The sequence below is a fragment of the Alloalcanivorax sp. C16-2 genome (assembly GCF_046507615.1).
GTDB classification, from domain to species: Bacteria; Pseudomonadota; Gammaproteobacteria; order Pseudomonadales; family Alcanivoracaceae; genus Alloalcanivorax; species Alloalcanivorax marinus_A.
Map to the genome: position 1 here is coordinate 128,666 of NZ_JBKFTL010000002.1, position 13,617 is coordinate 142,282.

Sequence of the window (13,617 nt, forward strand, 5' to 3'; positions counted from 1 at the left end):
GGTTCACAGTGGCCGGGTAAAGAAAGCCGGCTGAGGTTCCCCGCGCGCCTGGCGGTCCAGGAAGGCGCGCGCTGTGTCCAGGGCTTCGCGGATGGTCACATCCATGTCCAGGTAGCGGTAGGTACCCAGGCGACCGACGAAGGTCACGCCCTCGGCGTGTTCCGCCTTGTCCACGTAGCGCGACAGCATCGCCTTCTCGTTGACCAGCCGGATCGGATAATAGGGAATGTCGTCCGGCCCGCAGGCGCGACTGTATTCCCGGTAGCAGACACTGGCGCGGTGCTCTTCCCACGGGGAGAAATGCTTGTGCTCGGTGATGCGCGTGTACGGCACCGACTCGTCGCCGTAGTTCATCACCGCGCAGCCCTGATAATCGCCGTCATGGGTAAAGCGCTCGAAATCCAGGGTGCGATACCCCAGGCGTCCCTCGCTGTAACCGAAGTAACCGTCCAGGGGCCCGGAATAGAACACATGGTCGTAATCCCGCGCCATGGCCGGATCAAAGGCGGTGTTCAGATGCACTCGCAGGCGCGGATGATCCAGGATGCCCTCCACCAGTGGCGTATAGCCGTGCTCCGGCATGCCTTGGAAGCGATGGAAGAAATAGTTGTCGTTGTAGTTGAACCGCACCGGCAACCGTTTAAGGATGCTGGCCGGCAGCTCCGACGGATCGCAGCCCCACTGCTTCTTGGTGTAGCCGTGAAAAAACGCCTTGTACAGATCCGGGCCGACGAAACGCATACCCTGTTCCTCGAAGGTCGCCGGTCGCTCAATGTCGGTGGCCGCCTGGGACTCGATGAATTCCCGGGCTTCTTCCGGCCGCAGGCTGGTACCGAAGAACTGATTGATGGTGTGCAGGTTGATCGGCAGCAGATAGACCCGCCCGCCCACCGTGCTCTTGACCCGGTTTACATAGGGCATGAACGTGGAAAAGTGGCGCACGTAATCCCACACTTCCTGATCATCGGTGTGAAAAATATGCGGCCCGTAGACGTGCACCATGACCCCGGTTTCCGGGTCCCGTTCGGTGTGGCAGTTACCCGCGATATGATCGCGCTGCTCCACCAGGGTCACGGAATGGCCCGCCTTGGCCAGTTCCCGACCGATTACCGCGCAGGAAAAGCCCGCGCCCACCATCAAGATATTCATACTGCCTCCCTTTGTGCGGTCGACACCGTCTCACGCCCGGCGTACAGGGCTCGTAATTGATCCAGGTGCTCATCCATGGTCACCGGCGCTGATGCATGACCCCAGAAATCCACGAGACGGCCCGGATGCTCGACGAAACGAGTCACCCGGTTAATGAATGCATCGGCATCGCCGGCGCGAAAAACGAAATCGGGATTCTTGCCACCCAGCTCCTGGGCCCCACCCAGGTTGCTTGCCAACACCGGAACCTGATGGCAGAGCGCCTCGATCGCCACTTGTGGAAGGTTGTCTTCCCACAGCACCGGTACCACCGCCAGGTCGATCCTTTCGTACAAATCGTCAAGGGTGTCATGGTTGTAACCGTCGGCGTAGTCGATTGACTTGAACTTCTCGGCGAGCAAATTGAGCCTCTGCCAGGCAGCCGGGTCCGCGAACCGGGCGGCGATCACCAGTTTTACCCGGGCGGCCAGTTCCGCGGGAAACGCCTCAAGCGCTTCAAGCAGAAAATAGAAACCTTTGTCGCGACGCATATAGCCCAGGTAGCCCAGGCTGATGTGATCACGTCCCGCCAGCCGGCGGGCAAGCGCCTCCGTATCCGGTGCCTGATATTCCTCGGCCACGCGGGTGCCGATGTAGGACGTGGTGATCAACCTTTCGTCAATGCCGAAGCGGGCCGCTACTTCCTTTACCCGTTCCGATACCGCCAGTACCTGGTCACAGTACTCATTGATGTACTGGCAGAACCGCTCCCGTCGGTGAGCAAAATAGGCACTGCGTGGCGGCGATTCCGGTACCAGCCGGATCAGGCCACTACCGTTATCCGCGCTGGTGTCCGCGTCCCGCTCTCCCTTGATCCTGGCCAGAAGCCGCTTGCCGAGACGGTATACGCCTGGCGCGTAACGAAACGCCAGATTAAACAGGCGTGTCCCTGGCATGATACCCAAGCGTTTCAGCATCGAGGCCAGAGCATTGGCCTTACGAGCACCGCCACTGTTTGGTTCAAACATCAGGCAAGTGGCGCATTTACGTCCGCCATCGTAGTCGGTGCAGTTCTCGCGCTCCTGGAACCAAAGATTCACCTGTGGGCACACCGCGAAATAGTTATGCAGCGAATAAATAAAGCGAGTGTTCGGATAATGACGTTTTAGCGCCAGAACCTCGGCGGGCAACCCCTCCAGGTTATTGAAGTGAATCACGTCGAAGGGACCTTCCCGATCCAGGAAATCACGGAAAGCGGCGGTGGTGGCCGGCGCCTGCACCGACGCTTCGCTATGGAAGCTCAGGTGGCCTGGCGAAAGCACCTCGGAATTGACCAGCTCGAACCTACGCACCGGACCATCGGCCTTGATCTCGCGAACATGAGGCGCCTTGTGGCTAAGGTCATAGGCAATTCCGGAAGCGATAAAACTAACGTCCTGTCCATCGCCTCCGGCCAGGGAGTGAATCAGATTCTTCTGATAAACACTGACGCCACCGCCGCGTTTTTCGGGGTCCAGGTAATCAACCCAGTTGTAGTAAAGAATTCGCATGGCTTTCCTTCAGGGACCGACCCGTTCGGAAACTTGGCTCTCCAAAGCTTCCAGACGGTTCATGGTGTCGTTGAGGGTGTTGACCAGGTAATAGAGGGCGTCCTCGGAAAAAGGGGCTCGCCCGTCGTCCTCACCGCGGTAATGCAGCGCGGGATAGAGATCCAGGTGGTAACGTGCCCGCAACCGGTTCATCTTTCGGTTGTGATCCTCCACCTCCGCCTGAGACAAAGCGGCCGCCCGGTACTTACTCCCGGGCATGGACATCAACAGCCCAACAAGATGTTCGTTGCGCCCCGCCTTTCCCACCGGCGCGATCCGATTAAGACAATAGAAACATTCCACCGCCTCAGCAGAGATGGATTCGTTGAACCGCATTTCCTCCATACCGAGTGCGGCCAGTCCTGGTAGACCGGCTAGCGCCAACAGAGTATCGGTCAGGCCGGTTTGTAGAGCGTCCTCGAAACGCACCAGGCTGACGCGGCGCTTACCGAAAGCCTCCAGCCATGCCACGGGAAAATCGAACAGACGTTGAATCGCCACCGTATACGGTGTGGGTCGCGCACGAATGCCCACCTTCGCGCATTGCTGGGAATCGGAAGCGATCCAGGATTCAATCTGGCGTACGAAGTACACCACCTGGACTTCGCCAAGGGGCGCCAGCCAATCACGAAGCGCCTCGATAGCGTGGGACGGCAGCATTGAAAGATGCTCCGCCGAGATCATTACCCACGGGCATGGGGTGTTCTCGATCTCCGCGCGCACCACGTCCAGGGTGTGGCGATTGCGGGCATCCACCTGAGCTCGATCAAGGCCCCGGCGACGGTTCTCGAACCACTCCCATGGTTCATCCATGAACGCCGAATACAGATCCCAATGGTTGGCGCCAATGGACAGGTAATGCAGGCCCGCCTCCGTCAATCGGTGACGTTGCCGGAAGAGGGTTTCCTGAATCGTGGAACTGCCGGTCTTGTGGGTGCCGACGTGCAAAATAATACGTTTCATGAGGACCTCATAGTCGGTCGAAATCGAAGACGCGGTCACACAAACGCTGGACCTGTTGTTCGGAATGAGAAACGAACACGATGGTCTGGTCGGAATGCATCTTTTTGAGCATTTCCCGTTCCGCTTTCTTTCTGAAGTGCTTATCACCCACGGCGAGCACCTCATCGAGCAGCAGTACGTCCGGAGTCAAATGCATGGCCACGGAAAAACCGAGCCGGGCACGCATGCCAGAGGAATAGGTCTTGACCGGTTCATGCATGAACTCGCCAAGCTCGGCGAATTCCGCGATGCCGGGTAAGCGCTCGCGAGCCTGACGGCGGGTATAGCCAAGCAACATGGCACTGAGCACGGCATTGTCGGTACCCGGAAGCTCTCCATCGAACCCCGCTTGCAGAGCCAACAGGGACACCGTTACACCGTGATTGATGACGGTACCGCTATCCGGCTGAATGATTCCCGCCAGCGCCCGCAACAGCGTCGACTTGCCGGCCCCGTTATGACCGACTATTCCCAGGGTCTCACCACGGTAGAGTTCGAAGCTGATGCCCTCGAATACCTGATAGTAGCGAGCAGGCCGGAACAGACTACCCGAACGCTTATAGCGAACACCCAGGTCTCGTACCGAGATCACCGGCGAAGCATCCGCGATGCTGCTCATTCCACCACCACCCGGGGAAACACCCCTTCAAGGCGCCGATAGGCGAGCAGCACCAACGCCAGACCGAACAGCGAGGCCAGCGCCAGCCAGCCGAGTTGGCCCCAGTCCGGCCACTGGTGTTCGAGCAGAATGCGCCGGTACTGATGCAGCAGGTTGGCCATGGGGTTGGCGAGGAACAGGTCCCGCCAGCGTTCGGGAATGGTGTCCAGGGTGTAGAACACGCCACTGCAGAACAGCAGGAACTGCAGGCCGGTGGGCACCAGGTTGAGCAGGTCGCGCACGAAGGGAATCAGCATCGCCAGGGCGCAGCCCACCACCACCATGAGTAGAAGCTGTAGCGCCACCACCGGCGCCAGTGCCAACCAGTGGGGAGTGGGCGGCAGGCCGTAGAAAATCAGGAACACCGCCAGCATCAGAAACACCAGGCTTTGCTTGCCGGCGTTCTGCGCCACCGCCACCAGAGGGAAGAACAGTGGCGAGACCCGCACCTGGTTCATCAGGCCACGGCCTTCGACGATGGTGTTGGAGGCGTGCTGCACGGTCTTGGCGAACCACTGGAACGGCACCAGGCCGGTGAGCAGATAGGCGACGAAGCCTTCCCCGCCACGGTGCAGGAGCATGCCGAACACCACATAGAACACCGCCATGTAGAGCAGCGGGTCGAGTACCCACCATAGGTAGCGCAGGTGGTTGCGGTTGGCTTCCGACTTCAGATTCAGGCGCGCCTTGGTGAGCACCAGATCCAAGAAGTTACGGCCATTCCGGCGTTGGGGCGGAGCCACCGGTGACGGCGGGTCCTGGTCCGTCTCGGCCAGCCAGTCCGCACCATACTCCTCGGCCAGGCGCAGGCGTCGGGCTTCGCGGGGCCGACCGAGCCGGTCCTGCGCGTCGGCGGCGCGGCGATAGCCGGCGGGCAGGTCCGGGAAGCGTTCGCGCACCAGGGCCCAGCGGGCCAGAGCTTCCTCCCAGTCGCCGGCTTCCATGGCCAGTTCCGCGTACTGAATCGGGCCGCCGGGGTCGTCCGGAAAGGCTTCCCGGACGTGGCGGTTGTACACCAGGGCGGCATCCGGGTCGCCGTCGGCCAGGGCAAGCCCGGCGCTGCGCAGCCATACCGGCGGGTCGTCCGGGAAGCGACAGCGGGCCTCGGCGAGCAGGCGCGCGGCTTCGCCGTGGTCGCCCCGGGCGAGAGCGACGTTGGCGCCCTGCACCCAGCCACCCGGGTGCGACGGGAAACGGCGGCGGGCCTCGGCGAGGAAGCCGGCGGCGGCATCATGGCGGCCCAGTTGCTTATAGGCCACCGCCGCCTGGATCCATACCGGGGGCTGATCGGGGTAAACGGCGCGCAGAGTGGCCCAGCGGCGCGCGGCGGTTTCCCACTGCCGCGCCGCCATGGCATCCCGGGCCCACTGAAAAGCGTCCTGCGGGGCAAGCCGGTCATCCTGCGCGGGCAACGGCTCGAAGGGTTGAATCTGGCGTGGCGCCATACTGCATCCGGTCCAAAACGGGTCGGGCAGAAGGTGCCACACCGAGTGGTACCGGAACCGAGACACAGTCGGTAAAACACCCCCGGATCAGGGGGATTTTTGAATTTTTTACGACTTTTTCACGCCATGATGGCGTCCGTACGGGTAATGGGCGTTAGCGGTACCCGTCCGGATTTCGCTCCTGCCAGCGCCAGTGATCGGCGCACATTTCGTCGATGCCACGGCGGGCCCGCCAGCCCAGAACCTTCTCCGCGTGGGCCGGGTCGGCGTAGCACACCGCCACGTCGCCGGGGCGGCGCTCGACGATGCGGTAAGGCACTTCACGCCCGCTGGCGCGGGCGAACGCCTGGACCATTTCCAGCACGCTGTAGCCCCGACCGGTGCCCAGGTTGGTGGTGATCAGCCCGCCCCGTTCGAACAGAGCATCCATGGCCGCCAGGTGGCCCTGGGCCAGGTCCATGACGTGGATGTAATCGCGCACGCCGGTGCCATCCGGGGTCGGATAATCGCCGCCGAAGACGCTCAGTTGCTCGCGCTTGCCCACCGCCACCTGGGCCACGTAGGGCATCAGGTTGTTGGGGATGTCGCTGGGGTCCTCGCCGATGCGGCCGCTTTCGTGGGCACCCACCGGGTTGAAGTAGCGCAGCAAGGCAATGCGCCAGGATGGGTCGGCGACGTGCAGGTCGCGCAGCATGTCCTCGATGTGCAGCTTGGTGGCGCCGTAGGGGTTGGTGGCGCTGAGCGGGAAGTCCTCGCGGATCGGCACCGTGGCCGGGTCACCGTAGACCGTGGCCGAGGAACTGAATACCAGGGTGCGCACGCCGGCGCGCTCCATCGCCTCGAACAACCGCAGGGAGCCGCCCACATTGCAGTCGTAGTAGCGCAGCGGCTGGGCCACCGATTCGCCCACCGCCTTGAGGCCCGCGAAGTGAATCACCGCGCCCACGTCGTGCTCGTCGAAGAGGCGGTCCAGCAGCGCCCCGTCGCGAATATCCCCTTCCACGAACACGGCCTGGCGGCCGGTGATCGCTTCCACCCGGCGCACCGCTTCACGGCTGCCGTTGGAAAGATTGTCGAGCACCACCACCGGGTGGCCATCCTCGAGCAGCCGCAGCACCGTGTGCGAGCCGATGTAACCGGCTCCGCCGGTGACCAGAATCGTTTTCATCACTCCTCCTTTGCGCCCCTGGCGAGGCGCGCTTCAGGATGCATCCTGCATCCCGAGTCCATCAGAACGGTCGGCGGCCGCGCAGGGCCTGGGCCAGGGTGGCGCCGTCGACGAATTCCAGGTCCCCGCCCATGGGCACGCCCTGGGCGATGCGCGACACATTGACGCCGGCCTCCCGGGCCAGATCGAGCACGTAATGGGCGGTGGCCTCACCTTCCACGGTGGTGCCTGTGGCCAGGATCAGTTCCTGAATCTGCCCTTCGTTGAGGCGCGCTTCAAGCACGTCCAGCCCCAGTTCGCGGGGGCCGATGCCGTCCAGCGGTGAAAGCTGGCCCATGAGCACGAAATAATGGCCCCGGTACTCGCCGGATTGTTCCACCGCCAGCACATCCGCCGGCGACGCGACGATGCACACCAGCCCGGCATCACGGCGCGGGTCCTGGCAGATCGGGCACAGCTCGTCCTCGGCGTAGTTGCGGCAGCGCTTGCACTGGCGCACGCCGTCCATGGCCCCGGAGAGCGCGGCGGCCAGGGCGCGGCCATCGTCGCGGCCCCTTTCCAGCAGGGTATAGGCCATGCGCTGAGCGGATCGGGGCCCCACCCCGGGCAGGCAGGTAAAGGCCTCGATCAGCGTTTCCACCAGGGGCGGATGCTTCACGGCTTGAAGCCCGGCGGGAACGGAAAGCCTTCAGCCATGCCCTTCATGGATTCCTGCTGCTGGCGCTCCACGCGACGCACGGCGTCATTGACCGCGGCGGCGAGCAGATCCTCGAGCATGTCCTTGTCCTCGCTCATCAGGCTGTCATCGATGGCCACGCTCTTGACGTCGTGGCGACCGTTCATGACCACCTTGACCAGGCCGGCCCCGGCTTCGCCGGTGACCTCGGCATTGGCGGCGTCTTCCTGGGCCTTTTTCATCTTCTCCTGCATGGCCTGGGCCTGCTGCAGGAGGTTGTTCATGTCGAAATCCATGGCAACCTCGGTTGTCGGTTCAGTCTTCCCGGGGACGGATGCTGGCTTCATCCAGCCGGGCATTGAAGCGTTCCATCAGGGTCTTGACGGTGCCGTCGTCGAGCAGCGCCTGGCGGGCCTCCGCCAGACGTTGCCGCCGCCGCTCCTGGTCCAGGGCCTCCGGGGTGTCGCCGGCGTCCGCCTCGAATTCCAGGCTGAGCCGGATGCGGCGCTGGAAATAATCGCTCAAGGCGCCGGCCAGTTCCTGGGTGCGATCCTGGTTGACCAGCACCTGGTGGCCGGTGGCCAGCTTGAGGGTCCACTGGTCGTCCTGACGCTGGGCCAGCACCGCGTTGCGGGCCAGGTTGCGTACCGTGCCCTCCAGGGGCAGGCGCTCCACCAGGGCCGCCCACCAGGAGCCCACGTCCCGGTCGGATTCGGGCTCGGCCAGCGGCAGCGGCGGTTCCTGGGCCTTGGCCGGGGCCGGGGCCGGCGCTTGGGCCTCGGTCCGGGCCGCGCTCCTGTCAGGCACTGGAGCCCTGTCAGGCGCCGGAGCCTGGGAACTCGCCGGAGCCCGGGGCGGCGTGTCCGCCGGGGGCGCCGGCGGCGCGCCATCCGTCATGGCCGGAGGTGCTTCGTCCCAGGGTGGCGGCTCCTCGTTCCAGGGCGGCGCGTCGTTACCGTCACCGTCACCGTCACCGGAGGACGGGGCCGGCGCCGGGCTGGCCGGGGCGGGCCGCGCCGGAGGTTCGGCGGCGGCCTGGCGCCGGGGCGCCCGGTCGTCGCCGAGCAGCGCGCGCAGGTCACCGGGGGTGGCGGTGGGCGTGCTGGCCGCCACGTCCCCGACCGGGGTGTTCATGGTGGAGGGGACGTCGCCGGTGGCACCGGCGGCGGGCGCCGGCTCAGGCTTTTTTGCCGGGGCCCGGGCCTCCCCGCCAGGCAGGACGCCGCGCGGAGAAAACAGCACCATGCGCAACAGGATCATCTCCAGGGCGGCGCGGGCATCCGGCGCCTCCTGGACATCCCGGCGCCCCCGCAGCGCCACGTCGTAATACAGCTGAATCTGTTCCGCCTGGAACACGGCGGCCAGCGCCACCATGTCCGCGTCGGCGCCTTCGCCGCCCAGCGCCTGGATCACCGCCAGTTCGTGCAGTGCCGCCACCACCTCGTCGAGCAGCGCCAGCTCATCCGGCGCGTGCTCGGCGATGCCGGCCAGGGCACGCAGCACGCCGGCCGCCTCGCCGCCGCCCAGGGCCTGCAGCAGGGTACGCACATGGCCACGGTCGACGGTGCCGAGCATGGCCGCCACCGCCTGCTCCGTGAGCTGCTCGCCGCCGAAGGCGATGGCCTGGTCGGTGAGGCTGAGGGCGTCGCGCATGGAACCCTGGGCGGCACGGCCCAGGGCCAACAGCGCCGGCTCCTCGAAACGGATCATCTCCCGTTCCAGCAGCGTCTTGAGATGCCCGGCGATCAGCTCCGCCGGCAGCGCCTTGAGGCTGAACTGCAGGCAGCGCGACAGGATCGTCACCGGCATCTTCTGCGGATCGGTGGTGGCGAGCAGGAATTTCACATGGGGCGGCGGCTCCTCCAGCGTCTTCAGCAAGGCGTTGAAGGAATGGGCCGAGAGCATGTGCACCTCGTCGATCAGGTACACCTTGTAGCGGCCCCGGGTGGGCGCGTACTGCACGTTCTCCAGCAGCTCGCGAGTGTCCTCCACCTTGGTGCGGCTGGCGGCGTCCACCTCGATCAGGTCCACGAAGCGGCCTTCGTTGATTTCCTGGCAGGTGGGGCACACGCCGCAGGGCTGGCTGCTGACGCCCTCCTCGCAATTGAGGCAGCGCGACAGAATCCTCGCGATGGTGGTCTTGCCCACGCCTCGGGTACCGGTGAACAGGTAGGCGTGGTGCAGGCGGTCCTGGTCCAGGGCATGGGTCAGCGCCCGGGAGACGTGCTCCTGGCCCACCAGTTCATCGAAGGTGCGCGGGCGGTACTTGCGGGCTAGAACCTGGTAACTCATCGCTCTCCAGCCGGACGGCATTCGGGGCTTCAGGAAAACCCGTATGCTAGCGAATCCGGAGCGTTTTAGACAGCGAATCGGGGAAAGCGGGGGGAAGGAATGGAGGCCTTCCCGCCAGCCGCACCCCGGCACACGAGTCCACTGCTACCGTTGCTCCCTTCCGGGCCTGGCGGGGTTCACAGTCTGTCGTTGCGGGGGGACCGGCGGGTCGGCCATCGCTCGCCTTTCAGCGAGCGCGCATTGTGGCCAAAGGCCCGGGGCTTTGCAAGCACCCGGGCCGGGCCGGCGCGCCGGGCGCCGATTTATTCGGCGGATTGCCCGTCCAGGGTGTCGCCACCGCCGTTGATCGGTACCTGGCGGGGCTTGGCGGACTCGGGCACGACCCGGGTCAGGGCCACCACCAGCAGGCCGTCCTCGAAGCGGGCGCCTTCCACCTGCACATGGTCGGCCAGGCGGAAGCTGCGCTCGAAAGCACGGCGGGCGATGCCGCGGTGCAACCAGGTCCGGTTCGGGTCCTCGCCATCGCGGGGCTTACCGGTGATGCGCAGCAGGTTCTCCTGGACGGTGATGTCCAGCTCATCGCGGGAGAAACCGGCCACCGCCATGATCACGCGGTAGGTGCCGTCTTCCTCGCGGATGATGTCGTAGGGCGGGTAGCCATTGGACTGATCGGAGCGCAGCACGCTTTCCAACCAGTCGTCGAAGCGGTCAAACCCCACGGAATGTCGGAACAGGGGGGCCAAGGTGTTCATCACGTTACCTCCAATCCATCTCGAACGGTCCCCGAAGGCGACCGAAAGGACAAAGTCAGTGTCGTGACGGGTTAGCCGGCTAAAGCTGTCACGCTTTCTTATTTAGGGGTCGGGGAACGGATTTCAAGGGCTTTTTTGACGCGGCCCGCGATCAGCGGGCCGGGTCGGCGGCCAGGGTGGTGCTGTTGTTGCAGCGGAACCAGCCGGCGATGCTGAGCCGCTGGCGGCTTGCTTCCATCACCTCGTGGGGAATGTGCTCGCTGAGAAAGCACACCAGGGTACCGGCCCGGGGCGTCACCTCCATGGCCGGCGTCACCGCATCCGGCCGCGCCCACAGGCGCAGGCGGCCACCGTCGTCGTCGCGCCACTGGTCATTCAGATACAGCACCGCCGAGAGCACACGGCCATTGTTGCCGTTGAAGGCGTCCAGGTGGCGGCGGTAGAAGGCGCCGGGGTCATAGACGGCGAAGTGGGCTTCCAGGTCGAACAGCCCCAGGAACAGGGCCCGGTTCACGGACAGCCGCAGCTGCTCCATTTCATCGAGCAGGTGACACTGGGCCAGGGTGGAGCCATCCAGCCAGCGGGTGCGGTCCCGGCGTACGCGGGTATTGCGGTGCTGCTCCTGGCCACGACCGATGCCGGCTTCCTGGAATTCGCCACGGCGGTGGCGCAGCAATGCCTCGCGGCGCAGGGCGCGCACCAGATGGGCGGGGAAATAGTCCGGCGCCACCGCATAGTGGCGCGCCACCAGATCATCGATCAGCCGCTGGCAACGATCGCCGCCGGGGCCGCCGATCCAATCGGCAGGATTGTTCAGGGTCGTGTCCTCAGTGCAGGGCGCCGGGCTCCGCGGGGCCGTCTTCCTCGTCCGGGTCCGGCCAGATCAGCCAGTCCGCCTGCTGGCAATCTTCCAGCAACTGCACGGTGGCGTCCAGCGTCGCCTGCACGAAGTAGATGAACTGGTCGAAGGTGACGCCCTGGCGACCGAACAGCAGGTCGCAGGCCACCATGCGCGGCATGGCATCGTCGTTGACGTCCAGGAACACTTTCAGGGAGGGGTAATCCACGTTGAGCCGGGACAGATCAGCCTGCGCCACGAAGATCGCCGCGGGCCGCAGCTCCAGTTCCGTGGACAGCAACACGCCGTCTTCCTCCACGAACAGGCGGGCGTCCAGCACCCCTTCCCGGCCTTGCAGCTCGGACAGGTGCAGACCATGGCACTGATCGCAGATGTAGTATTGAATGTTGGCCTGTTCCAGCCAGCGCGTGACTTGTTCCGCGTCCGGCGTGACCACCGTCAGCATCGGCTCACTCCTTTATCCGGGGGCGCATGATCCGGCATTCCCGCCACAAAGGAAAGGCCCGCATCGGAAAAAAGCGGCGCTTGCGCCCGCCGCCACGACGGTGGTTATCATTGCCCGCGATACAAGCTGTTTACCTTTCAGGGATTTTCCGTTCATGACAACAAAAACCTATATCGCCTTCCGCAGCAGCGCCCGCCTCCACCAACTCACCGACGGCTTCATCGAACGCATGCGCCATGGGGCTCGCGCGCCGGAACCGAAGGTGGTGGAAGACATCATGACCACCTTCATTCAGGAATCGTTGGACGCCTTCTTCCTGACCCCGGCGTCCTACTCCGGCCTGAGCACCACCCAGCAACGCCTGGTACGGCTGGCGGCGGACACCATCTCCAAGGCGACCCGCCTGGTGATCGGTCGCAGCGCGCGCAAAATGGATCTGAACCAGAATCGCGCCGCCGCGGACTACATGGACAGCATCCGTTTCCCCGGGCCACGGCACGCCTTCTGGTACGTGGCCTTCCCGGTCGAGCCGGGCCTGGCCGAGCGCGGGCGGCGGCTGGCGCAACGCACCGAGGAAGGCCATTTCGAGGGGGCCCGCGAGGACATGGTCCATTACCTGCGCGGCATTACCGACCAGGCTCTGCACTGGTATTTCAATAAACCCATCGACCTGCTCGGCTTCGGCCCGATCCTGCGCCGGGTGGCTTCGGTGGGCGTGGACACCACCCGCAAGGCCAGCTACGGCGTTATCAACAAGGTGATTCCAAATCTTAGTGACGAACAGTTGACCCAATCAGCGCTTTACTACCTGGGTATGCAGGTGCGTCACTGACGATCGCCGGCGGTGACCACCGCCTTTTCGGTCACTCAAGAAAACACCCTGATAACAAATACTTACGCTCGTACCGGGAACGGAACGAACGTCACTAAGTTTTTACAAAAGTGCTTATACAACGGATTGCGCAGCGCTTCGGCGGCTCTCTACTATCAAAACAGAATGACGATAACGAACGAACGAGGAGCCCGCCGTGTCATTGCGCCATGCCATTCTTGTCCTACTGCAAGACCAGGAAGCGAGCGGCTATGACCTCGCAAGGGAATTCGCCAACAGCATTGGCCTGGTCTGGAACGCCACCCATCAACAGATTTATCTGGAGTTGGGAAAACTCAATGAACAGAACATGGTCAGCTACCGCCATGTTCCCCAGGAAGGGAAACCGGACAAAAAGCTTTACCAACTCACCGACGAGGGCCGCGAGGAACTGATCCGATGGCTAAAGAAGCCGGCGGGCCCGGCGCGCATCCGCGATGCCTTCATGGTGAAGGTGGCCGGCGGGCAACTGGCGGATACCCAGAGCCTGCTCTCTGAACTGGAGCAACTGGCCAAACAGAGACGGGAACGGCTCGCCACCTTCGAGGCACTGGCCAAGCGTCTCGACGACGAGGGCCTGGAGGACAACCTCTTCAACTATCTCACCGTGCGGCGCGGCATCCTCGACCAACGGGCCTGGTTGCAATGGGCGGAAGAAGTACGCCGCACCCTGGAAGACCTGTCCGTGAGCAGCGCCACCCCGTGACCCCGGCCCCGGCGTGCGCGCCGGGG

General features: G+C 64.3%; 14 protein-coding genes and 1 other RNA gene. 2 read left to right on the top strand and 13 right to left on the bottom strand.

Going from position 1 to position 13,617, the window contains the following annotated elements; translation table 11 throughout:
* Positions 1 to 3 precede the first annotated feature (3 nt).
* The 13 genes from glf to ACLD02_RS10885 all read right to left on the bottom strand — a co-directional run bounded on the left by glf (position 4) and on the right by ACLD02_RS10885 (position 12,014).
* Complete coding sequence (gene glf / locus ACLD02_RS10825) at positions 4 to 1,149, bottom strand: UDP-galactopyranose mutase (protein ID WP_203102266.1); 1,146 nt, start codon at positions 1,147 to 1,149, stop codon at positions 4 to 6.
* Positions 1,146 to 2,678 carry a glycosyltransferase gene (locus ACLD02_RS10830; protein ID WP_203102256.1) on the bottom strand — a complete coding sequence of 511 codons (1,533 nt, stop codon included), beginning with the start codon at positions 2,676 to 2,678 and terminating at the stop codon, positions 1,146 to 1,148. Before ACLD02_RS10830 ends, glf begins: the two co-directional genes overlap by 4 nt.
* 9 nt (positions 2,679 to 2,687) lie before the next feature.
* Entirely contained in the window at positions 2,688 to 3,680 is a 993-nt protein-coding gene (locus ACLD02_RS10835; protein WP_410298693.1) for a hypothetical protein, read from the bottom strand.
* Positions 3,681 to 3,687: 7 nt separating this feature from the next.
* Positions 3,688 to 4,338: an ABC transporter ATP-binding protein gene (locus tag ACLD02_RS10840; RefSeq protein ID WP_203102252.1), complete on the bottom strand. Its 651-nt coding sequence runs from the start codon at positions 4,336 to 4,338 to the stop codon at positions 3,688 to 3,690.
* The gene (locus ACLD02_RS10845; protein WP_203102250.1) at positions 4,335 to 5,822 is read right to left on the bottom strand and encodes an ABC transporter permease; all 1,488 of its coding nucleotides are present in this window, start codon (positions 5,820 to 5,822) and stop codon (positions 4,335 to 4,337) included. Before ACLD02_RS10845 ends, ACLD02_RS10840 begins: the two co-directional genes overlap by 4 nt.
* 154 nt (positions 5,823 to 5,976) lie before the next feature.
* Positions 5,977 to 6,990, bottom strand: a complete 1,014-nt coding sequence (gene galE, locus ACLD02_RS10850) for a UDP-glucose 4-epimerase GalE (protein ID WP_410298694.1) — start codon at positions 6,988 to 6,990, stop codon at positions 5,977 to 5,979.
* Between the two features lie 61 nt (positions 6,991 to 7,051).
* Positions 7,052 to 7,648, bottom strand: a complete 597-nt coding sequence (recR, locus tag ACLD02_RS10855) for a recombination mediator RecR (RefSeq protein ID WP_203102245.1) — start codon at positions 7,646 to 7,648, stop codon at positions 7,052 to 7,054.
* Positions 7,645 to 7,962, bottom strand: coding sequence for a YbaB/EbfC family nucleoid-associated protein (locus tag ACLD02_RS10860; protein WP_203102243.1), 318 nt, complete (start codon positions 7,960 to 7,962; stop codon positions 7,645 to 7,647). Before ACLD02_RS10860 ends, recR begins: the two co-directional genes overlap by 4 nt.
* Before the next feature lie 19 nt (positions 7,963 to 7,981).
* A complete protein-coding gene (dnaX, locus tag ACLD02_RS10865; RefSeq protein WP_410298695.1) occupies positions 7,982 to 9,958 on the bottom strand; it encodes a DNA polymerase III subunit gamma/tau in 1,977 nt (658 codons plus the stop codon).
* 109 nt (positions 9,959 to 10,067) lie between these two features.
* An RNA gene (gene ffs, locus ACLD02_RS10870) (signal recognition particle sRNA small type) lies at positions 10,068 to 10,164 on the bottom strand.
* 96 nt (positions 10,165 to 10,260) lie between these two features.
* Positions 10,261 to 10,710 (bottom strand): Hsp20 family protein, encoded by a 450-nt coding sequence (locus ACLD02_RS10875; RefSeq protein WP_203102239.1) that lies wholly within the window; start codon positions 10,708 to 10,710, stop codon positions 10,261 to 10,263.
* 151 nt (positions 10,711 to 10,861) lie between these two features.
* Complete coding sequence (locus tag ACLD02_RS10880) at positions 10,862 to 11,458, bottom strand: 2OG-Fe(II) oxygenase (RefSeq protein ID WP_338015178.1); 597 nt, start codon at positions 11,456 to 11,458, stop codon at positions 10,862 to 10,864.
* Positions 11,459 to 11,537: 79 nt separating this feature from the next.
* Entirely contained in the window at positions 11,538 to 12,014 is a 477-nt protein-coding gene (locus ACLD02_RS10885; RefSeq protein WP_410298696.1) for a YbjN domain-containing protein, read from the bottom strand.
* Between the two features lie 154 nt (positions 12,015 to 12,168).
* Between ACLD02_RS10885 and ACLD02_RS10890 the strand changes: the two genes are divergently transcribed.
* Together ACLD02_RS10890 and ACLD02_RS10895 are read left to right on the top strand one after the other, a co-directional pair.
* Positions 12,169 to 12,846, top strand: a complete 678-nt coding sequence (locus ACLD02_RS10890; protein WP_203102235.1) for a hypothetical protein — start codon at positions 12,169 to 12,171, stop codon at positions 12,844 to 12,846.
* A 196-nt stretch (positions 12,847 to 13,042) separates the two neighbouring features.
* Entirely contained in the window at positions 13,043 to 13,591 is a 549-nt protein-coding gene (locus tag ACLD02_RS10895; RefSeq protein WP_203102233.1) for a helix-turn-helix transcriptional regulator, read from the top strand.
* Positions 13,592 to 13,617: the final 26 nt, after the last annotated feature.